The organism is Pseudomonas sp. 1152_12 (assembly GCF_052850675.1).
In genome coordinates, this window is record NZ_VXCW01000013.1 from 117,266 (window position 1) to 138,966 (window position 21,701).

Here is a 21,701-nt window from a genome sequence, read left to right on the forward strand (position 1 = left end):
TTGATCTCCTTAAAGGGTGATGACATTGCCAGGCTCGAATGCCGCATCAGCACGGCCGACAGGGTTGACCAGCGGCGCACCGAATTCGGTCTGGTTGATCTCGAACACGTCACCCGGCTGGGTACGTATCCCGTCCGCGAATGACAGCGTGGCGGTGCCGAAGAAATGAATGTGCACATCCCCCGGGGTGAGGAATTGACTGTATTTAAAGTGGTGATACTCAAGGTTTTCCAGGCTGTGGCACATGTTGGCCTCGCCACTGAGGAATTCGTTCTGCCAGATCACTACGCCGTCACGCAGGATGCGGCTGGTGCCCGCTAAGTGCTGGGGCAACTCGCCCACGCGCAGTTCCGGGCCATAACTGCAGCTGCGCAATTTGGAGTGCGCCAGGTACAGGTAGTTCTTGCGTTCCATCACATGGTCGGAGAATTCGTTGCCCACGGCGAAGCCCAGGCGATAGGGCTTACGGTCGTGGCCGATCACGTAGAGACCGCCGATTTCAGGCTCTTCACCGGCGTCTTCAGCAAACGGCGGAACCGGGAAAGCCTGGCCTGGGCGCACGACAATACTGCCGTCGCCCTTGTAGAACCACTCCGGTTGCACACCGACTTGGCCAGCCGCCGGCTTGCCGCCCTCCACGCCCCATTGGAAGATGCGCATGGTGTCGGTCACGGCTATGTCGTCACCGGCCTGTTGGTGCATCTTGTCCCGCGCTGAGGCACTGCCCAAGTGGGTCAGTCCGGTGCCGCTGATCAGCATATGTGCCGGGTCCGGGTGATCGAGTGGCGGCAGGATTCTCAGCTCGGCCAGCAATGCCGCGTAGTCGTAGCTGTCGCCCAGGCCCAGGCGCTTGACCTGTTGCGCCAGGCCCACGCCAGCATCGATGGCGGCCAGCGCCAACTCACGCACGCTGCACGCTGTGCGCACCGCTCTTAGTCGGCTGCCTTGCACCACGCCAACGCGACGCTCACCGTTACGTAACTCAAACTGAACTAAACGCATGCAGCCTCTCCTTGATCAGGTACGTGTAGCGCCACGCGCACTGGCGGCGAATTGGTCAGTGGGCAGCACATGCCTGCGTTCCAGCACGCGGTAGACCACGCCGGTCAGCAGCAACCCGAACACCATCACACCCGACAGGAAGTACAAGCCTGAGGCCAGGTTGCCGGTGTACTCCTTGAGCGCGCCGATCACGAACGGGCCGATATAGCCGCCGAGGTTGCCCACCGAGTTGATCAGGGCAATGCCCGCCGCCGCACTGGCGCCAGCGAAGAAGCGCCCGGGCAGGGTCCAGAACACCGCGGTGCAAGAAAACAGCGCGGACGCCGCCAGGCACAGCGCGGCCATTTGCAGCACTGGCACACTCAACCAGGCACTCAAGAACAGGCCGATGGCGCCCAACACATAGAGCACGGCGAGGTGGCCGTAGCGATCATTCAAACGGTCGGAACTGCGCGGAATAATCAGCAGCCCGATGATGCCGAAGATGTACGGCACCGCCGAGACGAAACCGGTGACCAAGTCACTGCCGCCGAACGACTTGATCAGCGTCGGCAGCCACAAGCCGAGCCCATAAATGCTCAAAGTCACCGGCAGGTAGAACAGCGCCAGCAGCAACACGCGCTTGTCCTTGAGGGCATTCAGCGGGTTGCCGTGGCGGGTCTGGCCGTAGGCTTGCAGGTCTTTGCTCAGCTCAGCGGTGAGCCAGGTTTTTTCATCCTCGCTCATCCACTTGACCTGCGTGGGGCCATCCGGCAGGAAGCGCAGCACCGGCCAGGTCAGCAGCAGCGCCGGGGTGCCAATGACGATGAACAGCCACTGCCAGCCGTGCAGGCCGAGGACCCCGTCCATGCCCAACAAGCCGCCGGACACGGGGCCGGTGATCATCATCGCAATGGGCTGGGAGAGGATGAACAGCCCGAGGATCTTGCCGCGATGGCGCACCGGATACCACTGGGTGATGTAGTACAGCACGCCCGGAAAGAAACCCGCCTCCGCCGCGCCGAGCAAAAAGCGCATCACGTAAAAACTGTGCGGCCCTTGCACGAAAGCCATACCAATGGTGATGGCGCCCCAGGTCAGCATGATGCGCGCAAACCAACGCCGCGCGCCGAAGCGATCGAGCATCAGGTTGCTGGGAATCTCGAACAGAAAGTAGCCAATGAAGAACAGCCCTGCGCCCAAACCATACGCCGCATCACCGATGCCGACATCGGCGCCCATGTGCAACTTGGCGAAACCCACGGCCGAGCGATCAACGTAGGCGATCAGGTACAGCAGGATCAGGAAGGGAATCAGCTTCAGCGTGATGCGCCGTATAAGCCGCAGCTCCTGGCTCATGGGTCGATCTCCGATTGTTGTTTTTATAGAAGCTCGGGGGCCGCCTCTGGCGACATTACGCAAGGGCCACGGCTTAATTGAAGTCGACTATATAGTATGACTATTTGCAAAACAACACTTCCAAAGCCTAGATTTAGCGCTTATGTTTAGCCGATCATAGAACATATAGTCATACAATAAGAGAAGTCATCATGCCTGATAAAAAGCCCGCCCTCCGCTCCGCCCAGTGGTTTGGCACCGCCGACAAGAACGGCTTCATGTACCGCAGTTGGATGAAGAACCAGGGCATTGCTGACCATCAGTTTCATGGCAAACCGATCATCGGTATCTGCAACACGTGGTCGGAGCTGACGCCGTGCAACGCGCACTTGCGCCAGATTGCCGAGCACGTCAAACGCGGCGTGATCGAGGCCGGTGGCTTCCCGGTGGAATTCCCGGTGTTCTCCAACGGCGAATCCAACCTGCGCCCCACCGCCATGCTCACACGCAACCTGGCAAGCATGGACGTGGAAGAAGCGATTCGCGGCAACCCCATCGATGGCGTGGTGCTGCTCACCGGCTGCGACAAAACCACTCCGGCGCTGCTGATGGGCGCGGCCAGTTGCGACGTGCCCACCATCGTGGTCACCGGGGGGCCAATGCTCAACGGTAAGCACAAAGGCCAGGACATCGGCTCCGGCACGGTGGTGTGGCAGCTCAGCGAGCAGGTCAAGGCCGGCACCATCACCCTGGACGACTTCCTCGCAGCCGAAGGCGGCATGTCGCGCTCGGCCGGCACCTGTAACACCATGGGCACCGCATCGACCATGGCCTGCATGGCCGAGGCACTGGGTACCTCCCTGCCCCACAACGCGGCGATCCCGGCGGTGGATGCGCGGCGGTATGTGCTGGCGCACATGTCCGGCATGCGTGCGGTAGAGATGGTGCGCGAAGACTTGAAGCTGTCGAAGATCCTCACCAAGGAAGCGTTTGAAAACGCGATCCGCGTGAATGCGGCCATCGGCGGCTCGACCAACGCGGTGATCCACTTGAAAGCCATCGCCGGGCGTATCGGCGTCGAGCTCGACCTCGATGACTGGACACGCATGGGCCGTGGCATACCAACCATCGTCGACCTGCAACCCTCGGGACGTTTCCTGATGGAGGAGTTCTATTACGCCGGCGGCCTGCCTGCCGTGCTGCGCCGCCTGGGCGAAGCCAACCTGATCCCGCACCCGAATGCCTTGACCGTCAACGGCAAGTCCCTGGGCGAGAACACCCAGGACTCGCCGATCTATGGCCAGGACGAAGTGATCCGCACCCTCGACAACCCGATTCGCGCCGATGGCGGTATCTGTGTGCTGCGCGGTAACCTGGCCCCGTTGGGCGCCGTGCTCAAGCCGTCGGCCGCCAGTGCGCAGTTGATGCAGCACCGTGGCCGGGCGGTGGTGTTCGAGGACTTCGACATGTACAAGGCGCGCATCAACGATCCGGCGCTGGACGTGGATGCCAACTCGATCCTGGTCATGAAGAACTGCGGGCCCAAGGGCTACCCGGGCATGGCCGAAGTCGGCAACATGGGTTTGCCGGCCAAACTGCTGGCCCAGGGCGTGACCGATATGGTGCGTATTTCCGACGCGCGCATGAGCGGCACCGCCTACGGCACGGTGGTGCTGCACGTGGCGCCGGAAGCCGCTGCCGGCGGGCCGCTGGCCACGGTGCAGGAAGGCGACTGGATCGAACTCGACTGCGCCAATGGCCGCCTGCACCTGGACATTCCCGACGCAGAGCTGGCGGCGCGCATGGCCGACCTGGCGCCGCCGCAAAAGCTGATCGTCGGCGGTTACCGCCAGCTGTACATCGACCATGTGCTGCAGGCCGACCAAGGCTGTGACTTTGACTTCCTGGTAGGCTGCCGTGGGGCTGAAGTCCCCCGTCATTCCCACTAATTGGGATGCTATGATGCCGCCTATTTAGCCAGAGCCTCCCGTTCGTTATGGATCACCAGCCGCCCAAGCCACGCAAGAGCATGCATGCCCAGATCGTTCAGGACTTGGGCATGCACATCGTTTCCGGCCGTTTCAAACCCGAAGAACGCCTGCCCATGGAGGCCACGCTGTGTGAGGAGTACAAGGTCAGTCGCTCGGTGTTGCGTGAGGCGACGCGGGTGCTCAGCGCCAAGGGCCTGGTGTATTCCAAGCCACGGGTGGGCGCAGTGGTGCGGCCACGCTTGAAATGGCACCTGCTGGACCCGGACGTGTTGTCCTGGCTGATGCAGTCCACGCCCCACAGTGAGTTCTTCAACACCCTGGCGGGCGTACGACGCATCCTCGAACCGGAAATCGCCGCCATGGCCGCGACCACCGCCACCGCTGAAGACATCGCCACCATCGAACAAGCCTACCTGGGTATGGAAACCGCCAAGACCCACGATGCGCTGCTGCAGGCCGACCTGGACTTCCACCGCGCCATCGCCGAGGCCACCCGCAACGACCTGCTCGCCTACATGTGCAACATGCTGTCGCTGCCGCTGCGCGAGTCGATCAACATCACCAACCGCCGCCCTGACATCCAGGGCCTGAGCCTGCCGCGCCACAAGGCGATCCTTACCGCCATCCAAAACCGCGACGCCCTCGGCGCCCGGCACGCCTCACTGGTGCAACTGGATGACACACGGGTGGCACTGGACACGGTGATGAATGTGCTGACCCCGCTGTAAATCTATCGTCTACGCTCAGGGGGACTCAAAACCCAGATGGGCAAGTGACCACTGCCGGTTTAATACAATGGTTCAAGGGTAGAGGACGGCGCAATGGTCAGGCTGGTCATACTGCTATTAGGGATTGATTACCTTCGGTCATATTGGCGCACGCTGACCGTCATTGGGGGTGTCGGCGTCCTTTGCGGGAGCATCGTATTTATTGATGCACTCGATGACGCGTTGTATTTCCCGATAAACCCCTTCGCCTGGTTACTGTTGATCGAGGGCAGTGCGACGTTGGTCGTGGCACACAGTGGGATCGTCGGGCAGCGCAAGCTTCGCTACCTCAAAGGCTTCTCTTTCGTGACGGCTGCATCACTGATCCTGGCGGGCCACCACCACGGCAACTTCATTCTTTCGATGATATTCGGCACGCTGTTTTTAGCCGACGGCTTACTGCAGATCGTGTCCGCTTATGTTGTCCGCTACCGAACCTGGCGTATCGCAATGTTCGGCGGCGCGGTCGAAATCGCTTTGGCCGTGTTCTTCTTTCAACCCTACCCGACAGGCTATATCGGCACGGTCCCTTACTGCCTCGGGTTAGGCTTGTTTTTTGCCGGCTGGAATATGCTGCTTGTTGCTGGCCGCGCCCGCCGCATGGTTGCTAACCCTGCGCTTGAGGAGGATGCGCAGAGCCCCATTCCCGGGCCAAGTCACAAACAACCAACCGAGCGCGACGGTGCTAAAGGTGACAATGACCAGGCCCTTATCGTCCATATATGGACGCCCCTCGGTGTGGCGAATGCTGAAGTTGTGCGCCGTCCACTGATAGAACGATATATAGCCGCCGTGGACAAGAATGGGGTGATATCAACGGGGCACGCCGCACTGCAAGCACCGGATGGTCTGTATGTGAGCCTTTACCCAGCGGAGGACATCGAGCATTCGCCTGACCAGTTCATGCGCCTATTGCGGGCCACCGAAGAAAACGATATGCCGGGAGAATTCCAGTCCGATTACCTCACGGAGTCGCAGGCATGGTGCCCTTCTACCGTTCAAGTACATCTACGTAACTATGACCCGCAGCACTTGCATAACTTTTGGCAGACCTACCGTAAAGACACCACCTATAACCTCACCCACCGCAATTGTTCCAGCAGCGTCATACAGGTTCTTGAAGCGGCTCTGGAAGGGGCTGTAGGGCGTATATGGGGGCATTACGGGGTCTACCGTATTCTGGGGAAAATGTTCACCACACCAGAATTATGGGTGGCCATTCAAATCCGCAAACGTGCACAAACCATGGCGTGGACGCCAGGCCTGGCACTGGATTATGCGCGGGCGCTCAGTATGCTGGTAGATCCAAGACCGACTGGCTGGATCAATACCACCCAGCGTGCGTTTCAGAAAATACGGTCTTTACGCCGTCAGTGGAAACATGAAAAAACATTAGCCGAACCCAGTAGAAAAAAACCGCCGGATAATCTCAAAAAAACTCTGTGAATTTTGCTCCGCCCGCATCTGAGCCCGTATCACGCCGGGCGGACCTGCGTTAGCTGAATCGTTTGGATAAAAAAACCCGGACACTGTCCGGGTTTTTTACCCTAGGGTTTTATCAACCGCCCAACTCCCCACGGGTGTCCGCGTCGAAGCGCTGACGGGCCTGATCAGCCGCCGGCTTGAGCACCGCCAGCAGCGCCGCCTCACTGTACAGCTGAGTAACCGCAAGCGCCTTGGGGGTCGGCTCAATCGGGATCAGCACCTCTTCGCCGTCGGCGTGCAGCCAGATCGCCACAACGTGCAGTGCCGAGATGAACAACACGCGCAGCTCCACGGTTTTACCCTGCAATTGCGCCGACTGCTCCGCCAGTTTAAGCGCATCCACCGTCGCCGCTGCCAAGGTCCCGTGGTTGAGCGAGGCGAACTCCACATGCCCGCGAACGTCGGCTAATTGCGCGTCGGCGATCGTCGCTCCATCGGCAAAGACCAAGTAATGCCAATCGCCGACCTCAGCGTCTTTCAGGCCTTTACCGAGACTCAGGTCCTCCAGGCTGAGCGAGTAGCCACGATAGCCTTCGCTCAGCCTGATTTGGCCCGGCACCGCGGCCGCAAATTGGCGATTGATGCCGAATCCCTGGGTTTGCAGCGCGGTTTGCAGCGCTGGACGCAGTACCTGTACGCCATTGGAGGGCGCCTTTGGATAAGTCAGTTGCATGATGCAGCCCTCCTCAGTTTTTTGCAGTGAAGTAAGTGTTGGTCCAATTGCCGCCGCCGTTATACGAACCAGGGAACGAGTTCAGGGCGCGGGTCGAATAGCCGTAGATCGAATCTGCGATCAACAGGTAGTTGCCGTTGGTGCCATAGATCACCAGAAAGTGCGCACCGCCACCGTACCAGGCGCAACGCAAACCGATGGGTCGGCCCCTGTTGAGCTGGTTCTGGATCGCCGACATCTGCAGCGAGCCTTGACTCATGCCGTTGTAGCTGCGCGTGATCCGCAAAGCGGAGTCCAAATAGCCGTAGACGTTGCAGGGGCGCGGCTGGTTGCAGCAGTTGCGGTCCAGCGCGGTGCTGGCCACACCGCATTGGGTCCAGGACCCGGTGCCGTAGTAGTTACCGACCGATGCGGATACCGCCGCCCAACACCAATTGGTCTGGGTTTGTTTCTGCATGCTGAAGTTCAGGCTGGCGGCCGCCATTGCTTTGGGCTGATGCGCCGCTTCAACCTCGACCAATTGCGGGTCGAGCAGATGGCCGACCAGGCAGTTGGGCTGTGTATCGCCGGTGAACCGGGTTGTTTCAGGGGTTAACATTTTTCAATCCTCCATGAATGAAAACACGCGTCCAGCGTGTAAAGGTGCAGCGGTGTTGCTGAGCTATCGACGTTCCGGGATGCCCGTATTCGAGGGCGCGTTCCGATCTGGCTCGAAGTAACCATAGGTGCAAATATGCATTGGCGCAAATAATTAAATGCATATACGCATATTTAGCCGTCATCAAAAGTGGCAGGTTCTAAAAAGCGGCGGATGACCTGAATGCCCGATTTATCAAAAATCGCCGAATCTTTGCAGTGTAAAAATCAACGCAGTCTTCTTCGAAAATTCCTGGCTAGCCGACGCACCTAGTAAGTGAGCGTTTGAAACAGAGTCACATGCAACTTAAACGATTCAGGCGCAACGCGAACCTTTGCTCCTAAACGGGCGTCCGAGCTAAGGCATAGTTGTTTACCGCTCGCCACGAGGTCCTCGTTTGAAAGCCGCCATCATCAAAAAATACCGCCTGATCATCAAGACCATGGGCTATGTGGGCTGGGCCTTGTTCTGGCTGTTGTTGTGGGATGTCGCCGTCACGGTAGATTTCATGCTGTTTCTCACCACCAAGATCAATTTGCCGCTGATGCCGTTGACGCTGCTCGGTTCGGCGCTGGTGGTGCTGATCAGTTTTCGCAACAGCAGCGCCTATAACCGCTGGTGGGAGGCCCGCACATTGTGGGGTGCGATGGTGAACAACTCGCGTAGCTTTGCCCGCCAGGTGCTGACCCTACTGGATGATGCGGACGGCGAAGTAAACCCGATCAAAGCCACCCTGCTGCGCCGGCATGTGGCGTATGTAAATTGCCTGGCGGCACACCTCAGGGGCAAACCTTGCCCGGACGAAGTGCGCGCTTTTATCCCTGCCGAAGAATTCGCGCGCAACGGCGCCACCAACAACTTTGCCAATGACATCCTCACCGGTTCGGCGGCGCTGCTGGCCAAGGAGTACAAGAGCGGGCACCTCGACAGCATTCGCCTGGCGCGACTGGAATCAACCCTGGTGGACCTGTCCAACGCCCAAGGCGGCATGGAGCGCATCGCCAACACACCGCTGCCCTACCCTTACGTGTATTTCCCACGGCTGTTCATTTCGCTGTTCTGCCTGATCGTACCGGTCGGCCTGGTGGAATCCCTGGGCTGGTTCACCCCGCTGGCCTCCACGGTGGTGGGCTTTATGTTGCTGGCCATCGAGCGCATCGGCACCGATCTGCAAAGCCCGTTTCACTCCAGTGAACACCAGATCCAGATGGAAACCATCTGCGAAACCATCGAAAAAAACTTGCAGTCGATGCAGCGTGACGCGCTGGGTGGCGAGCGCATCAGCTAACCCCATCTGCGCATCACCTGATGCCTCAAGTGCCCGCTGCCCCGGCCGATATATCGGGGTAAGCATGGGCGGCTACACTCCTGAAAACACATGCGACGCTCAGCACTAACGTTTCCCCTTGCCAAAACTATAAATACCCGCGGGAGAAGTCATGAATATCAAGCAAAAGCTGACCTGGGCGTTTGCCGCTATCGCGTGCGTGCCGGTTATCCTGGTTGCCGTGCTCGTTGTATTGAACCTGCGCGAGGGCGCCCTGGCGAATTTCCTCGACAGTAGTGGCCGTGAGATTCGTCAGATCGACAATGGCATGAAGCAGTTCTTCGACGGCATCAGCCAGAACGTCGAGTACGTGGCCAAGGACCCGCGCGTTGTTGCGGCCAAAGACCTCAAGAGCTACGCCGGCGCCGATGCGGCGCAAATCCCGTTGACCCCAACGAACACCGAGCTGCTGGCAATTTTCGACCAGTTCGCCAAGAGCCACCCGAGCACCGCTTACCTGTCCCTGGGCTTGAAGGACGGCGGCTACGCCAGTTGGCCTGATGACACAAAACTGAACAACTACGACCCACGTGTACGCCCCTGGTACCAGGCCGCTATCGCCGCACCGGGCAAAACCGTGCGCACCGGCGCCTATTATTGGGCCCCGGACGATGTGTCGCTGATCGGTACCGTGCACACCGTCGCCGACGCCAACGGCAACGTGCTGGGCGTGGTTGGCCTGGACGTTTCGCTCAAGCAACTCACCGAGCTGGTGAGAAATATCAAGCTTGGCGACAGTGGCTACCTGATGCTGGTGGAAGCCAATGGCAACGTATTGGTGGACCCCAGCGATGCCAAACATAACTTCAAGCCAATGGCTGACCTGGGTGCCAACTACGCCGAGCTGGCCAAGCGCGGCGATGGCGTGGCCCAGGTCGACATCAATGGCGTGACCTACATGGCCAACGTGGTCAGTTCCAAGGACTTGGGCTGGCGCTTTATCGGCTTGATCAAACGCGATGAAGTGATGGCGCAGGCCTCCAGCCTTACTTGGCTGATCGCGGCAATCGCGGCAGCACTGGCGGTGGTGTTCGCGATAGTGGGCGCCAGCTTCGCCCGGGTCATCGTGCGCCCGATTCGTGGGGTCGCCGATGGCCTGCAAGAGATTGCCGAAGGTGAAGGCGACCTGACGCGCCAACTCAAGGTCGAGGGCAAAGACGAAACCGCCAGCCTGGCGGGTTGGTTCAACCAGTTCCTGAGCATGATCGCGCAGCTGGTGCAGCGCATCGGCAGTGCCTCCACCGACCTGCAAGCGGCCGCCGCCGACACCAGCGAAGTGGCGCATAACATGAACCAGGCCGCTGGCCGCCAGCGTGAAGCGGTGGAATTGGTGAGCACCGCCTTCAACGAAATGGTGGCCACCGCCAACGAAGTCGCGCGCTCGTGCAGCGCTGCCGCGTCGAGTGCCGACGAAGGCTACCGCGACGTGCACGACGGCCAGCAACATATCGGCGAAGCCACCGGCAGTGTGCTCAAACTGAGCGAGGACCTGCAAAAGTCGACCCATACCATGCAGTTGCTCGAGCAGGACAGCCAGAACATCAACACCATCCTCGACACCATTCGCTCCATCGCCGAACAAACCAACCTGCTGGCGCTCAACGCGGCCATTGAGGCTGCGCGCGCGGGCGATCAGGGCCGTGGTTTCGCCGTGGTCGCCGACGAGGTACGCGCCCTGGCCCGGCGCACCGCCGACTCCACCGGCGAGATCGACAGTCTGCTGGGCAACCTTGCCCGCCGCACCCAGGAAGTCACCCAGCAAATGCAAGGCAGCCTGCTGGTGTCGCACACCAGCGTGGAACGCATCCAACAGGCCCGTGACAGCTTCGACAAGATCCGTGGCTCGGTGGACTCGATTCGCGACCAGAACACCCAGATCGCCACCGCCGCCGAGGAGCAGCACCAAGTGGCTGAAGAGATCAACCGGCACATCGCGCAGATCCATGCCGATGCGCAGTTGGTGGAAGGCTTTGCCCACTCGGCGCAAACCGGTTCAGGCCGCTTGACCGATATTTCCGGTCAGCTCAAAGGATTGGTGGGGCGTTTCAAGTTCTAGTTCGGTAACGAGGCGGTGAGCCACTCACCGCCTGAGCTGCTCAGCCCAATTGCGCATCCACCTTCAGCTCGGTCGAGCGCCCGCCGGCCTTGAAGTAGATCAGTACCACCAAGCCCAGTGGCAGCCAGCACGTCGAAGCCGTGGCGCGTGGTTTGCACTACCGCCTGGTACGCACCTGAGAACCTATCATTTCTACCAGTGCACATGACCCGCCGTTTTGGCTAGCCTGTACCGCATTGATCACAAAGAGGTACAGAGCATGCAGGTACGCGAAGGTTATGCCGATTTCCGTGGCTATCGGACGTGGTTCCGGGTCACCGGTGACTTGAGTTCAGGGCGCCTGCCCTTGATCGTTGCCCACGGCGGCCCGGGCTGTACCCATGATTACGTCGACAGTTTCAAAGACCTGGCCGCGACCGGTCGCGCGGTGGTGCACTACGACCAAGTCGGCAATGGCCGCTCGACGCACTTGCCCGACGCCTGCGCGGAGTTCTGGAGCGTGGAATTGTTCCTCGCGGAGCTGGACAATTTGGTCGAGCACCTTGAGATCAGCGACTACGCGCTGCTGGGCCAGTCCTGGGGCGGCATGCTCGGCGCCGAGCACGCGGTACGCCAGCCGGTCGGCTTGAAGGCGCTGATTATTGCCAACTCGCCAGCGTCGATGGATTTGTGGTGCGCGGCCGCCAATGAACTGCGCCAGGCATTACCGCCCGAGGTGCAGGCGACGTTGCTACGCCATGAGGTTGCGGGCACCACCGACAGCGCCGAATACCATGCCGCCGCAGAGGTGTTTTACGCGCGGCATGTGTGCCGTATCCAACCGGAGCCTGCCGACGTTGCGCGTACCAATGCCGCCATCAAGGACGACCCCACCGTCTACCACGCGATGAATGGCCCTACCGAATTCCATGTGATCGGCAGCCTGCGCAACTGGACGATCATTGATCGCCTGTCGCAGATCCAGGTGCCGACGCTGCTGATCTCCGGACGTTTCGATGAGGCGACACCGGCCACCGTGCAACCGTTTGCCGACGGCATCAGCGACGTGCGCTGGCAGATTTTCGAGCAGTCCAGCCATATGCCGCATGTTGAGGAACGTGAAGCGTGCATGGCGTGCGTAGGCACGTTTCTCGCCCCCTTGGGCTGAAAAGAGAACGCTCTGTGGCGAGCAGGCTCGCCACAATGACATCCCATCATCCCAAAGCCAGTAAAAGACTATTACCGAGCAAAATGTACTAACCAGTTACTTATCTTGCTAACATTCGACATCTAGTCACTCACCTTCGAGTCCTGTCGACATGAAACGAGCATCCCGCGGCGCTGGCGCCTCACGATATCTACTGCTGGGTCTGGGCATTGTCATTGCCCTGCTCGGCGTGGCCCTGGCCGTTGGCGGCGCCAAATTGGTCAGCCTGGGCGGTTCCTGGTACTTCCTGATCGGTGGCGTAGCCATGGCCATTTCCGGCGTGCTGATCGCCCGTCGCCAACCGGCCGGCGCGTGGCTGTTCGCCGTTTTTCTGCTCGGCACGGCCCTCTGGGCGGTGGCGGAGGTAGGCCTGGTGTACTGGCCGTTGTTCTCGCGCTTGTTCATGTTTGCAGTGATTGGCGTGGTGGTGGCGCTGGTCTATCCGCTGCTCGCCGGCCGGTCTGCACGCGGCGCGTACGGCACTGCAGCGGTGTTGGCAGTGGGCGTGGCCGTGGCGGCAGGCAATATGTTCGTCGCCCACCCCAGCGTGGCACCCACGGGTAAAGGCCCTGGCATCACCCCAGTAAACGCAGCCGATGCTCAGAAAGACTGGGCGCATTACGGCAACACCGAAGGCGGCAGCCGTTTTGCCGCGCTGGACCAGATCAACCGCGACACCGTGAACACACTCAAAGTGGCGTGGACCTACCACACCGGTGACGTGGCGCTCAGCGACGGCAACGGCGCCGAAGACCAACTGACGCCCCTGCAGATCGGCAACAAGGTATTCATCTGCACGCCGCACAACAACCTGATCGCCTTGGATGCCGACACCGGCAAAGAGCTGTGGAAGAACGAAGTCAACGCCAAGTCGGCGGTATGGCAGCGTTGCCGCGGCATTGCCTATTTCGATGCCACCGCGCCCATCGACCAACCGACCCAGCCGAACAGTTCGCCCATCGTTGCCGCCAGCGTGCCTGCCGGTGCGCAATGCCAACGTCGCCTGCTGACCAACACCATTGATGCACGCCTGATCGCGGTGGACGCCGACACCGGCAAATTCTGCGAAGACTTCGGCAGCCACGGCCAGGTGGACTTGAAAGCCGGCCTGGGTGATGTACCGGACAGCTACTACCAACTGTCGTCGGCACCGTTGATGGCTGGCACCACCGTCGTCGTCGGTGGTCGTGTCGCCGATAACGTACAAACCGATATGCCGGGTGGCGTGATCCGTGGTTTCGATGTGATCACCGGCCAAATGCGCTGGGCCTTCGACCCGGGCAACCCCGAAGACAAACAAGCCCCTGCCGCCGGCAGCACCTATGTGCGCAGTCCGCCGAACAGCTGGGCGCCGATGTCTTACGACCCGCTGATGAACACTGTTTTCCTGCCAATGGGCAGCGCCTCCACCGACATCTATGGCGTGGAACGCACCCAGCTCAATCACAAATACGGCGCCTCGGTGCTGGCGCTGGACGCCTCCACCGGCGCCGAAAAGTGGGTGTACCAGACCGTCCACAATGACCTCTGGGACTTCGACCTGCCGATGCAGCCAAGCCTGATCGACTTCACCCCGCCGGGCAGCGACAAGGCCGTGCCGGCAGTGGTGATCGGCACCAAGGCCGGCCAGATTTATGTGCTCGACCGCGCCACCGGCAAGCCGCTGACCGACGTCAAGGAAGTCCCGGTCAAAGCCGCGAACATCCCTAACGAGCCTTACTCGTTGACCCAGCCAAAATCGGTCGGCATGCCGCAGATCGGCGCGCAGACGCTGAGCGAATCGGACATGTGGGGTGCCACGCCGTACGACCAGTTGCTGTGCCGCATCGACTTCAAGGGCATGCGTTACGACGGCCTGTACACCGCGCCGGGCACCGATAAATCGCTGAGTTTCCCAGGCTCACTGGGCGGCATGAACTGGGGCAGCATTTCCACCGACCCGGTGCACGGTTTTATCTTCGTCAACGATATGCGCCTGGGCCTATGGATCCAGATGCTGCCCTCGCAGAACAAGGCCCAGGCCTCGTCCGGTGGCGAAGCGCTGAACACCGGCATGGGCGCCGTGCCGCTCAAAGGCACGCCATATGCGGTGAACAAAAACCGCTTCCTCTCGGTGGCCGGCATTCCGTGCCAGGCGCCGCCGTTCGGCACCCTCACCGCCATCGACATGAAGACCCAGCAGATCGCCTGGCAAGTGCCGGTCGGCACGGTGGAAGACACCGGCCCCTTGGGCATTCGCATGCACCTGCCGATCAAGGTCGGCCTGCCGACCCTGGGCGGCACCCTGTCGACCCAGGGCGGCCTGATCTTTATCGCTGGCACCCAGGATTTCTACCTGCGCGCCTTCAACAGCGGCAACGGTGAGGAAATCTGGAAAGCCCGCCTGCCCGTCGGCAGCCAAGGCGGCCCGATGACGTATGTGTCGCCGACAACCGGTAAGCAGTACATCGTCATTACCGCCGGCGGTGCGCGCCAGTCCACCGACCGTGGCGACTACGTGATCGCCTACGCCTTGCCAGAATAACCCTGTGTTCGCGCGGGGGCGGACTACCCCAACTTGAACAATGCCGAGCAGTTGATCGAACTCAGCTACAGCTATCAGGCCACACCGTGGCTGACCCTGCGCCCGGATGTGCAGCACATCATCGAACCGGGGGCGTTTTCCGGTGTGGGTATCGACAACGCCCTGGTACTCGGCTTGCAGGTCAAGGCCGTGTTCTAAACGTCTGAATACGATGAAACATGTGGGAGGGGGCTTGCTCCCGATAGCGGAGGGTCAGTCACTTTATTCATTGACTAAAGCATTGCTATTGGGAGCAAGCCCCCTGCCACACTTGATCCCCGTTCTGCTGATACTCCCGCGGCGTACACCCAAACTCGCGCCGAAACACCGTGTGCAGGTACTGCGCCGATTTAAAGCCGCAGCGCGTCGCGATGTCGGCAATCGCCAGGGCTTGGTTTTCCAGGCCCTTGGCGGCGGCCGCGAGTTTGAAACGCAGGATTTCGTCGTGCACGCTGCACCCACGCACCTTGCGAAAGTGTGATTCCAGGGAGGAGCGCGACACACCGACATAGGCCGCCACTTGGGCGGTCTTGATGCCTTGGCAGGCGTACTGGCGAATGAACAACAGCGCCTGCATCACGTACGGATTGCCCAACGGTTGATGCAAGCTGGACGCCTGCACATTGATCGCATCCGGCGGCACCAGAATCTGCGTGCCCGCGCAGGGTTTGCCGTGCAGCATCTGGTGCAGCAGCGCGGCGGCGGTGCGGCCCATGGTCTCGGTGCCCTGGATAACTGAGCTCAACGGCACCCGCGTCAGCGTGCGGGTCAGCGGGTCATTGTCGATGCCAATCAATGCCACTTGTTCCGGCACTGCGATGCCAGCCGTGAGGCAGGCTTGCAGCAGTTGCCGCGCACGGGCGTCGGTGACGGCGATGATGCCGATGGGCTTGGGCAAACTGTGCAGCCAGGCAATCTGTTGCTCCACGGCGCTGTCCCACAACGGCGCGCTGGTGCCCAGGCCGCGATAGACCTCGACATGCAGGCCATCACGTTGCAACAGACTGCGGAAGGCTTTCTCGCGTTCCTGGGCCCAGCGATTGGCCTGGGCTTGCGGCAGACTGAAGCAGGCGAAGCGGCTCAGGCCGGCCTCGATCAAATGCTCGTACGCCATCTTCATCAACGCATGGTTGTCAGTGGCGACATAGGGAATGCCCGTGGGGTAGGCGCGCGCATCCTGATAGGAGCCGCCCACTGCAACCACGGGAAGCTTGATGTCGGCCAGCGCCTCGCCGATCAGCGGGTCGTCAAAGTCGGCAATGATGCCGTCGCCCTGCCAGCGCTCTATGCCTTTGAGGCGACACAAAAAGTCCTCCTCAAGGAACAGATCCCACGACACGCGCGTGCTGCTCAGGTAATTACCGATGCCGGTAATGATGCCGCGGTCGTAAATCTTGCTGCCATTGAACAGCAGGGCAATGCGGTGAACAGGCGGAAGGGTTTTCATTGTTTTTATCCTTAAAGCCAGTCATCACAGCCTAGACCTCTCTACTCAAAATCGCACCACGCCTTGGTGATTTTCATAATCGGCAGGCCCGATGCCGTTGCTAGTATCGCGTCACCGCCAAGAACAATAAGGAAATCGCCATGCCGTACTTCCCCGGTGTCGAGAAGGTTCGCTTCGAAGGCCCCAGCAGCGACGCTGCCCTCGCCTTTCGCCACTATGACGCCAACAAAATCATCCTCGGCAAACCCATGCGCGAGCACCTGCGCATGGCCGCCTGTTATTGGCATACCTTTGTGTGGCCGGGGGCGGATATGTTTGGTGCAGGCACCTTCAAACGCCCATGGCAGCGCAGCGGCGAGCCGATGGAACTGGCCATCGGCAAGGCGGAAGCGGCGTTCGAGTTTTTCTCCAAACTGGGCGTTGATTACTACAGCTTTCACGACACGGACGTCGCCCCCGAAGGCACCTCGATCAAGGAATACCGCAACCATTTTGCGCTAATGGTTGACCACCTGGAGCGCCACCAGGAACAGACCGGCATCAAATTGCTGTGGGGCACCGCCAACTGCTTCAGCAACCCGCGCTTTGCCGCCGGTGCGGCCAGCAACCCGGACCCGGAGGTATTCGCCTTCGCCGCCGCGCAGGTATTCAGCGCGATGAACGCGACGCTGCGGCTCAAGGGTGCCAACTATGTGCTGTGGGGCGGCCGCGAGGGCTACGAAACCCTGCTCAATACTGACCTGAAACGCGAGCGCGAACAGCTCGGACGTTTTATGCGCATGGTGGTGGAGCACAAGCACAAGATCGGCTTCAAGGGCGACTTGTTGATTGAGCCCAAGCCCCAGGAGCCAACCAAGCACCAATACGATTACGACAGCGCCACGGTGTTCGGTTTCCTGCATGAGTACGGCCTGGAACACGAGATCAAAGTGAACATCGAGGCCAACCACGCGACCCTTGCCGGTCACAGTTTTCATCATGAGATCGCCACCGCCGTGTCCCTGGGGATTTTCGGCAGTATCGACGCCAACCGTGGCGACCCGCAGAACGGCTGGGACACCGACCAGTTCCCGAACAGCGTCGAGGAGATGACCCTCGCCACCTACGAAATCCTCAAGGCCGGTGGTTTCAAGAACGGTGGCTACAACTTCGATTCCAAAGTACGCCGCCAGAGCCTGGACGATGTCGACCTGTTCCACGGCCACGTCGCCGCCATGGATGTGCTGGCGCTGGCACTGGAGCGCGCAGCGGCAATGCTGCAGAACGACCGGCTGCAGCACTTCAAGGACCAGCGTTATGCCGGTTGGGACCAGCCATTGGGCCGGGCTGTATTGGCCGGTGAGTTCAGCCTGGAGTCGCTGGCCGAGCACGCCTTCGCAAACGAGCTGAACCCGCAGGCCGTGAGTGGTCGCCAGGAAATGCTTGAAGGGGTGGTCAATCGGTTTATCTATCCCTGAGAGGATGTGTGCCTGTGACTGCTGGGCCCGCTCGCCACAACGACAGTGTTCGCCTACAGTCGTCACACCGTGTCTTTCCAACAACAATAAAAGGACGCACCACTATGAAATTATTTAAACGCACGTTGCTCGCCACTGCCCTGGCCCTGCTCACGCTGCCGGTGATGGCCGATTCCGCCCATCCAAAAATCGGTTTCTCCATTGACGATTTGCGCCTGGAACGCTGGTCCCGTGACCGTGATTACTTCGTCGCCGCAGCCGAAAAACTCGACGCCAAGGTCTTCGTACAGTCCGCGGACGCCAATGAACAAAAGCAAATCTCGCAGATCGAAAACCTCATCTCCCGAGGCGTCGATGTGATCGTTATCGTGCCGTTCAACGCCACCGTGCTGACCAACGCCGTCGCTGAAGCCAAGAAGGCCGGCATCAAGGTGGTGTCCTATGATCGCCTGATCCTCAACGCCGATATCGACGCCTACATTTCCTTCGATAACGAAAAAGTCGGCGAGATGCAGGCCAACGGCGTGCTGCAAGCGGCCCCCAAAGGTAACTACTTCCTGCTCGGCGGCGCGCCCACCGACAACAACGCCAAGGTGCTGCGCGAAGGCCAGATGAAAGTGTTGCAGCCGGCCATCGACAAAGGCGACATCAAGGTTGTCGGCCAACAGTGGGTTAAAGAATGGAACCCCACCGAAGCCTTGAGCATCGTCGAAAACGCCCTGACCCGAAACAACAACAAAATCGACGCCATCGTCGCCTCCAACGACGCCACCGCCGGCGGCGCGATCCAGGCCCTGGCCGCGCAGAAACTCGCGGGCAAGGTGCCGATTTCCGGCCAGGACGCCGACCTCGCCGCCGTCAAACGCGTGATTGACGGCACCCAAACGATGACCGTGTATAAGCCCCTCAAACTGATCGCCTCAGAAGCGGCGAAACTCTCGGTGCAACTGGCGCGCAATGAGAAACCCACCTACAGCTCGCAATACGACAACGGCAGCAAGAAGGTCGACACCATCCTGCTCACGCCTACGCCGTTGACCAAGGCCAATATCGATCTGCTGGAGAAAGACGGGTTCTATACCAAAGAGCAGATTGCCGGGCAGTGACCGCCATGGCCGACTACTTGCTGCAAATGAACGGCATCGTCAAAACCTTTGGCGGTGTCAAGGCACTGAACGGCATCGACATCAAGGTGCGACCGGGGGAATGCGTCGGCCTGTGCGGTGAAAACGGTGCGGGGAAGTCCACCTTGATGAAGGTGCTGTCGGCGGTTTACCCGTATGGCACCTGGGACGGTGAAATCCTCTGGGATGGGCAGCCCCTCAAGGCCCAATCAATCAGCGAAACCGAGGCGGCGGGCATCGTCATTATCCACCAGGAACTGACGCTGGTGCCGGACCTGTCGGTGGCCGAAAACATCTTTATGGGCCACGAACTGACCCTGCCCGGCGGGCGTATGAACTACCCGGCGATGCTGCAGCGCGCCGAAGCGTTAATGCGCGAACTCAAGGTGCCGGACATCAACGTGGCGCTGCCGGTTTCACAGTACGGCGGCGGCTACCAGCAACTGGTGGAAATCGCCAAGGCCTTGAACAAACAGACGCGCCTGTTGATTCTCGACGAGCCCTCCTCGGCCCTGACCCGCTCGGAAATCGAGGTGCTGCTCGACATCATCCGAGGCCTCAAGGCTAAAGGTGTAGCCTGCGTGTACATTTCCCACAAGCTCGATGAAGTCGCGGCGGTGTGCGACACCATCGCGGTGATCCGCGATGGTCAACACATTGCGACCACCGCCATGGCCGATATGGATATCCCGCAGATCATCACGCAAATGGTCGGGCGCGAAATGAGCAACCTCTACCCCACCGAGCCGCATGAAGTGGGCGAGGTGATTTTCGAGGCACGCAATGTCACCTGCTATGACGTCGACAACCCCAAGCGCAAGCGCGTCGACAATATTTCCTTCGTGCTCAAGCGCGGCGAAATCCTCGGCATTGCCGGGCTGGTGGGTGCCGGGCGCACGGAGCTGGTATCGGCGCTGTTCGGTGCCTACCCCGGCCGCTACACCGGCGAGGTGTGGCTGGACGGCCAACTGATCGACACACGCACGCCGCTCAGATCGATTCGCGCCGGGCTGTGCATGGTGCCCGAGGACCGCAAGCGCCAAGGCATCATTCCCGACTTCGGGGTGGGCCAGAACATCACCCTGGCGGTACTCAACAGCTACGCACGCCTGACCCGTATCGACGCCGAGGCCGAACTGGGCAGCATCGACCAGCAAATCGCGCGCATGCACCTCAAGACCGCCAGCCCGTTCTTGCCGATCACCAGCCTCTCCGGAGGCAATCAACAAAAGGCCGTGCTGGCGAAAATGCTCATGGCCAAGCCGCGTGTGCTGATCCTCGATGAGCCCACACGCGGGGTCGACGTGGGCGCCAAATACGAAATCTACAAGCTGATGGGCGCACTGGCTGCCGAGGGCGTGTCGATCATTATGGTTTCGTCGGAGCTGGCCGAAGTGCTGGGCGTGTCCAACCGCGTGCTGGTGATCGGTGAAGGTCAGTTGCGGGGCGACTTCGTCAACCAAGGCCTGACCCAGGAACAGGTGCTCGCCGCCGCGCTCAGCCAACACAACAACACTGGGAAGACCGCGTAGATGAATCAGGTCAAACAGCTTTTCACACGCTACAAAATGCTTGCCCTGATGATTGCCGTGGCGATCATCTGGCTGTTTTTCAGCTGGCAGACCGAAGGCGGCTTTGTGACGCCGCGCAACCTCTCCAACCTGCTGCGGCAGATGTCCATCACCGGGATTCTGGCATGTGGCATGGTGCTGGTGATCATCAGCGGCGAGATCGATCTGTCAGTGGGCTCGTTGCTCGGGTTATTGGGCGGCCTGGCGGCGATTCTGGACGTGGTCTATCACCTGCCGCTGCTGGCCAACCTGAGCCTGGTGGCGCTGTGCGGCTTGATGATCGGCTTGGCCAACGGCTATATGACGGCCTACCTGCGTATACCTTCGTTCATTGTCGGCCTGGGCGGCATGCTGGCGTTTCGCGGGATTCTGCTGGGCATCACCGGCGGCACCACCATTGCGCCCGTGTCGCCGTCGCTGGTGTACGTGGGCCAAGGGTATCTGCCGCACAACGTCGGCGTGGGGCTCGGCGTGTTGCTCTTCGCCTTGACGCTGCTCCTGACCTGGAAACAACGGCGCAACCGCGCGTTGCATGGCCTGGCCGCCCACGCCTTGGCACGCGATGTATTACGCGTGGCCCTGATCGGCGCCGTGCTGGCGGGCTTCGTCACCACCCTCAACAGCTACGACGGTATTCCGGTGCCGGTGCTGTTGTTGCTGGTGCTGCTCGGCGTGTTCAGTTACGTCACCAGCCAGACCGTGTTCGGTCGCCGCGTGTATGCGGTGGGCAGCAACATGGAGGCCACGCGCCTGTCCGGCATCAATGTGCAGGCGGTAAAGCTGTGGATCTTCGGCATCATGGGCGTGATGTGCGCGCTCGCCGGCATGGTCAACACCGCCCGCCTCGCCGCCGGTTCGCCCTCGGCGGGCAACATGGGCGAACTCGACGCCATCGCCGCCTGTTTTATCGGCGGCACCTCCATGCGTGGCGGCTCCGGCACGGTGTATGGCGCGTTACTCGGGGCGTTGGTGATTACCAGCCTGGACAATGGGATGTCGATGCTGGACGTGGACAGCTACTGGCAGATGATTGTGAAGGGCAGCATTCTGGTGCTGGCGGTGTGGGTCGATGTGAGTACGCGGGCGGGACGGCGGTAA

15 protein-coding genes and 3 pseudogenes are annotated in these 21,701 nt (G+C 60.6%); 13 read left to right on the forward strand and 5 right to left on the reverse strand.

Annotated elements, in window-relative coordinates:
- Positions 1–9: 9 nt before the first annotated feature.
- Positions 10–1,002: an AraD1 family protein gene (gene araD1, locus FW764_RS22870; RefSeq protein WP_446435836.1), complete on the reverse strand. Its 993-nt coding sequence runs from the start codon at positions 1,000–1,002 to the stop codon at positions 10–12.
- 15 nt (positions 1,003–1,017) lie between these two features.
- A complete protein-coding gene (locus tag FW764_RS22875) occupies positions 1,018–2,340 on the reverse strand; it encodes an MFS transporter (protein WP_446435837.1) in 1,323 nt (440 codons plus the stop codon).
- Between the two features lie 191 nt (positions 2,341–2,531).
- On the opposite strand from FW764_RS22875, the gene FW764_RS22880 reads away from it, so the two are divergent.
- The 3 genes from FW764_RS22880 (at position 2,532) to FW764_RS22890 (ending at position 6,523) form a co-directional block, all read left to right on the forward strand.
- Positions 2,532–4,268, forward strand: a complete 1,737-nt coding sequence (locus tag FW764_RS22880) for an IlvD/Edd family dehydratase (RefSeq protein WP_446435838.1) — start codon at positions 2,532–2,534, stop codon at positions 4,266–4,268.
- 47 nt (positions 4,269–4,315) lie between these two features.
- Entirely contained in the window at positions 4,316–5,038 is a 723-nt protein-coding gene (locus tag FW764_RS22885; protein ID WP_446435839.1) for a FadR/GntR family transcriptional regulator, read from the forward strand.
- A 93-nt stretch (positions 5,039–5,131) separates the two neighbouring features.
- Entirely contained in the window at positions 5,132–6,523 is a 1,392-nt protein-coding gene (locus tag FW764_RS22890) for an HdeD family acid-resistance protein (protein WP_446435840.1), read from the forward strand.
- Between the two features lie 112 nt (positions 6,524–6,635).
- Here the strand turns inward: FW764_RS22890 and FW764_RS22895 are convergent, their stop codons facing one another.
- Together FW764_RS22895 and FW764_RS22900 are read right to left on the reverse strand one after the other, a co-directional pair.
- The gene (locus tag FW764_RS22895) at positions 6,636–7,235 is read right to left on the reverse strand and encodes a hypothetical protein (RefSeq protein ID WP_446435841.1); all 600 of its coding nucleotides are present in this window, start codon (positions 7,233–7,235) and stop codon (positions 6,636–6,638) included.
- Between the two features lie 13 nt (positions 7,236–7,248).
- Positions 7,249–7,833 carry a papain-like cysteine protease family protein gene (locus FW764_RS22900; RefSeq protein WP_446435842.1) on the reverse strand — a complete coding sequence of 195 codons (585 nt, stop codon included), beginning with the start codon at positions 7,831–7,833 and terminating at the stop codon, positions 7,249–7,251.
- Positions 7,834–8,269: 436 nt separating this feature from the next.
- Here FW764_RS22900 and FW764_RS22905 point away from each other — a divergent pair, with 436 nt between their 5' ends.
- The 6 genes and pseudogenes from FW764_RS22905 to FW764_RS22930 form a co-directional block, all read left to right on the forward strand.
- Positions 8,270–9,160, forward strand: coding sequence for a bestrophin family protein (locus tag FW764_RS22905; protein WP_446435843.1), 891 nt, complete (start codon positions 8,270–8,272; stop codon positions 9,158–9,160).
- A gap of 151 nt (positions 9,161–9,311) precedes the next feature.
- A pseudogene (locus FW764_RS22910) lies at positions 9,312–10,391 on the forward strand (HAMP domain-containing protein); the annotation flags it as partial.
- A 348-nt stretch (positions 10,392–10,739) separates the two neighbouring features.
- Positions 10,740–11,255, forward strand: a pseudogene (locus FW764_RS22915) (methyl-accepting chemotaxis protein); the annotation flags it as partial.
- Positions 11,256–11,514: 259 nt separating this feature from the next.
- Positions 11,515–12,402, forward strand: a complete 888-nt coding sequence (locus FW764_RS22920; RefSeq protein WP_446435844.1) for a proline iminopeptidase-family hydrolase — start codon at positions 11,515–11,517, stop codon at positions 12,400–12,402.
- 151 nt (positions 12,403–12,553) lie between these two features.
- The gene (locus tag FW764_RS22925) at positions 12,554–14,965 is read left to right on the forward strand and encodes a glucose/quinate/shikimate family membrane-bound PQQ-dependent dehydrogenase (RefSeq protein WP_446435845.1); all 2,412 of its coding nucleotides are present in this window, start codon (positions 12,554–12,556) and stop codon (positions 14,963–14,965) included.
- A gap of 12 nt (positions 14,966–14,977) precedes the next feature.
- Positions 14,978–15,163: pseudogene (locus FW764_RS22930) on the forward strand (carbohydrate porin); the annotation flags it as partial.
- A gap of 85 nt (positions 15,164–15,248) precedes the next feature.
- Here the strand turns inward: FW764_RS22930 and FW764_RS22935 are convergent.
- Complete coding sequence (locus FW764_RS22935; protein WP_446435846.1) at positions 15,249–16,451, reverse strand: XylR family transcriptional regulator; 1,203 nt, start codon at positions 16,449–16,451, stop codon at positions 15,249–15,251.
- Positions 16,452–16,591: 140 nt separating this feature from the next.
- On the opposite strand from FW764_RS22935, the gene xylA reads away from it, so the two are divergent.
- The 4 genes from xylA (at position 16,592) to FW764_RS22955 (ending at position 21,701) form a co-directional block, all read left to right on the forward strand.
- Complete coding sequence (gene xylA / locus FW764_RS22940; protein ID WP_446435847.1) at positions 16,592–17,908, forward strand: xylose isomerase; 1,317 nt, start codon at positions 16,592–16,594, stop codon at positions 17,906–17,908.
- 104 nt (positions 17,909–18,012) lie between these two features.
- Complete coding sequence (xylF, locus tag FW764_RS22945) at positions 18,013–19,014, forward strand: D-xylose ABC transporter substrate-binding protein (RefSeq protein WP_446435848.1); 1,002 nt, start codon at positions 18,013–18,015, stop codon at positions 19,012–19,014.
- Between the two features lie 5 nt (positions 19,015–19,019).
- Entirely contained in the window at positions 19,020–20,564 is a 1,545-nt protein-coding gene (xylG, locus tag FW764_RS22950) for a D-xylose ABC transporter ATP-binding protein (RefSeq protein ID WP_446435849.1), read from the forward strand.
- Positions 20,565–21,701 carry a sugar ABC transporter permease gene (locus FW764_RS22955; RefSeq protein ID WP_446435850.1) on the forward strand — a complete coding sequence of 379 codons (1,137 nt, stop codon included), beginning with the start codon at positions 20,565–20,567 and terminating at the stop codon, positions 21,699–21,701.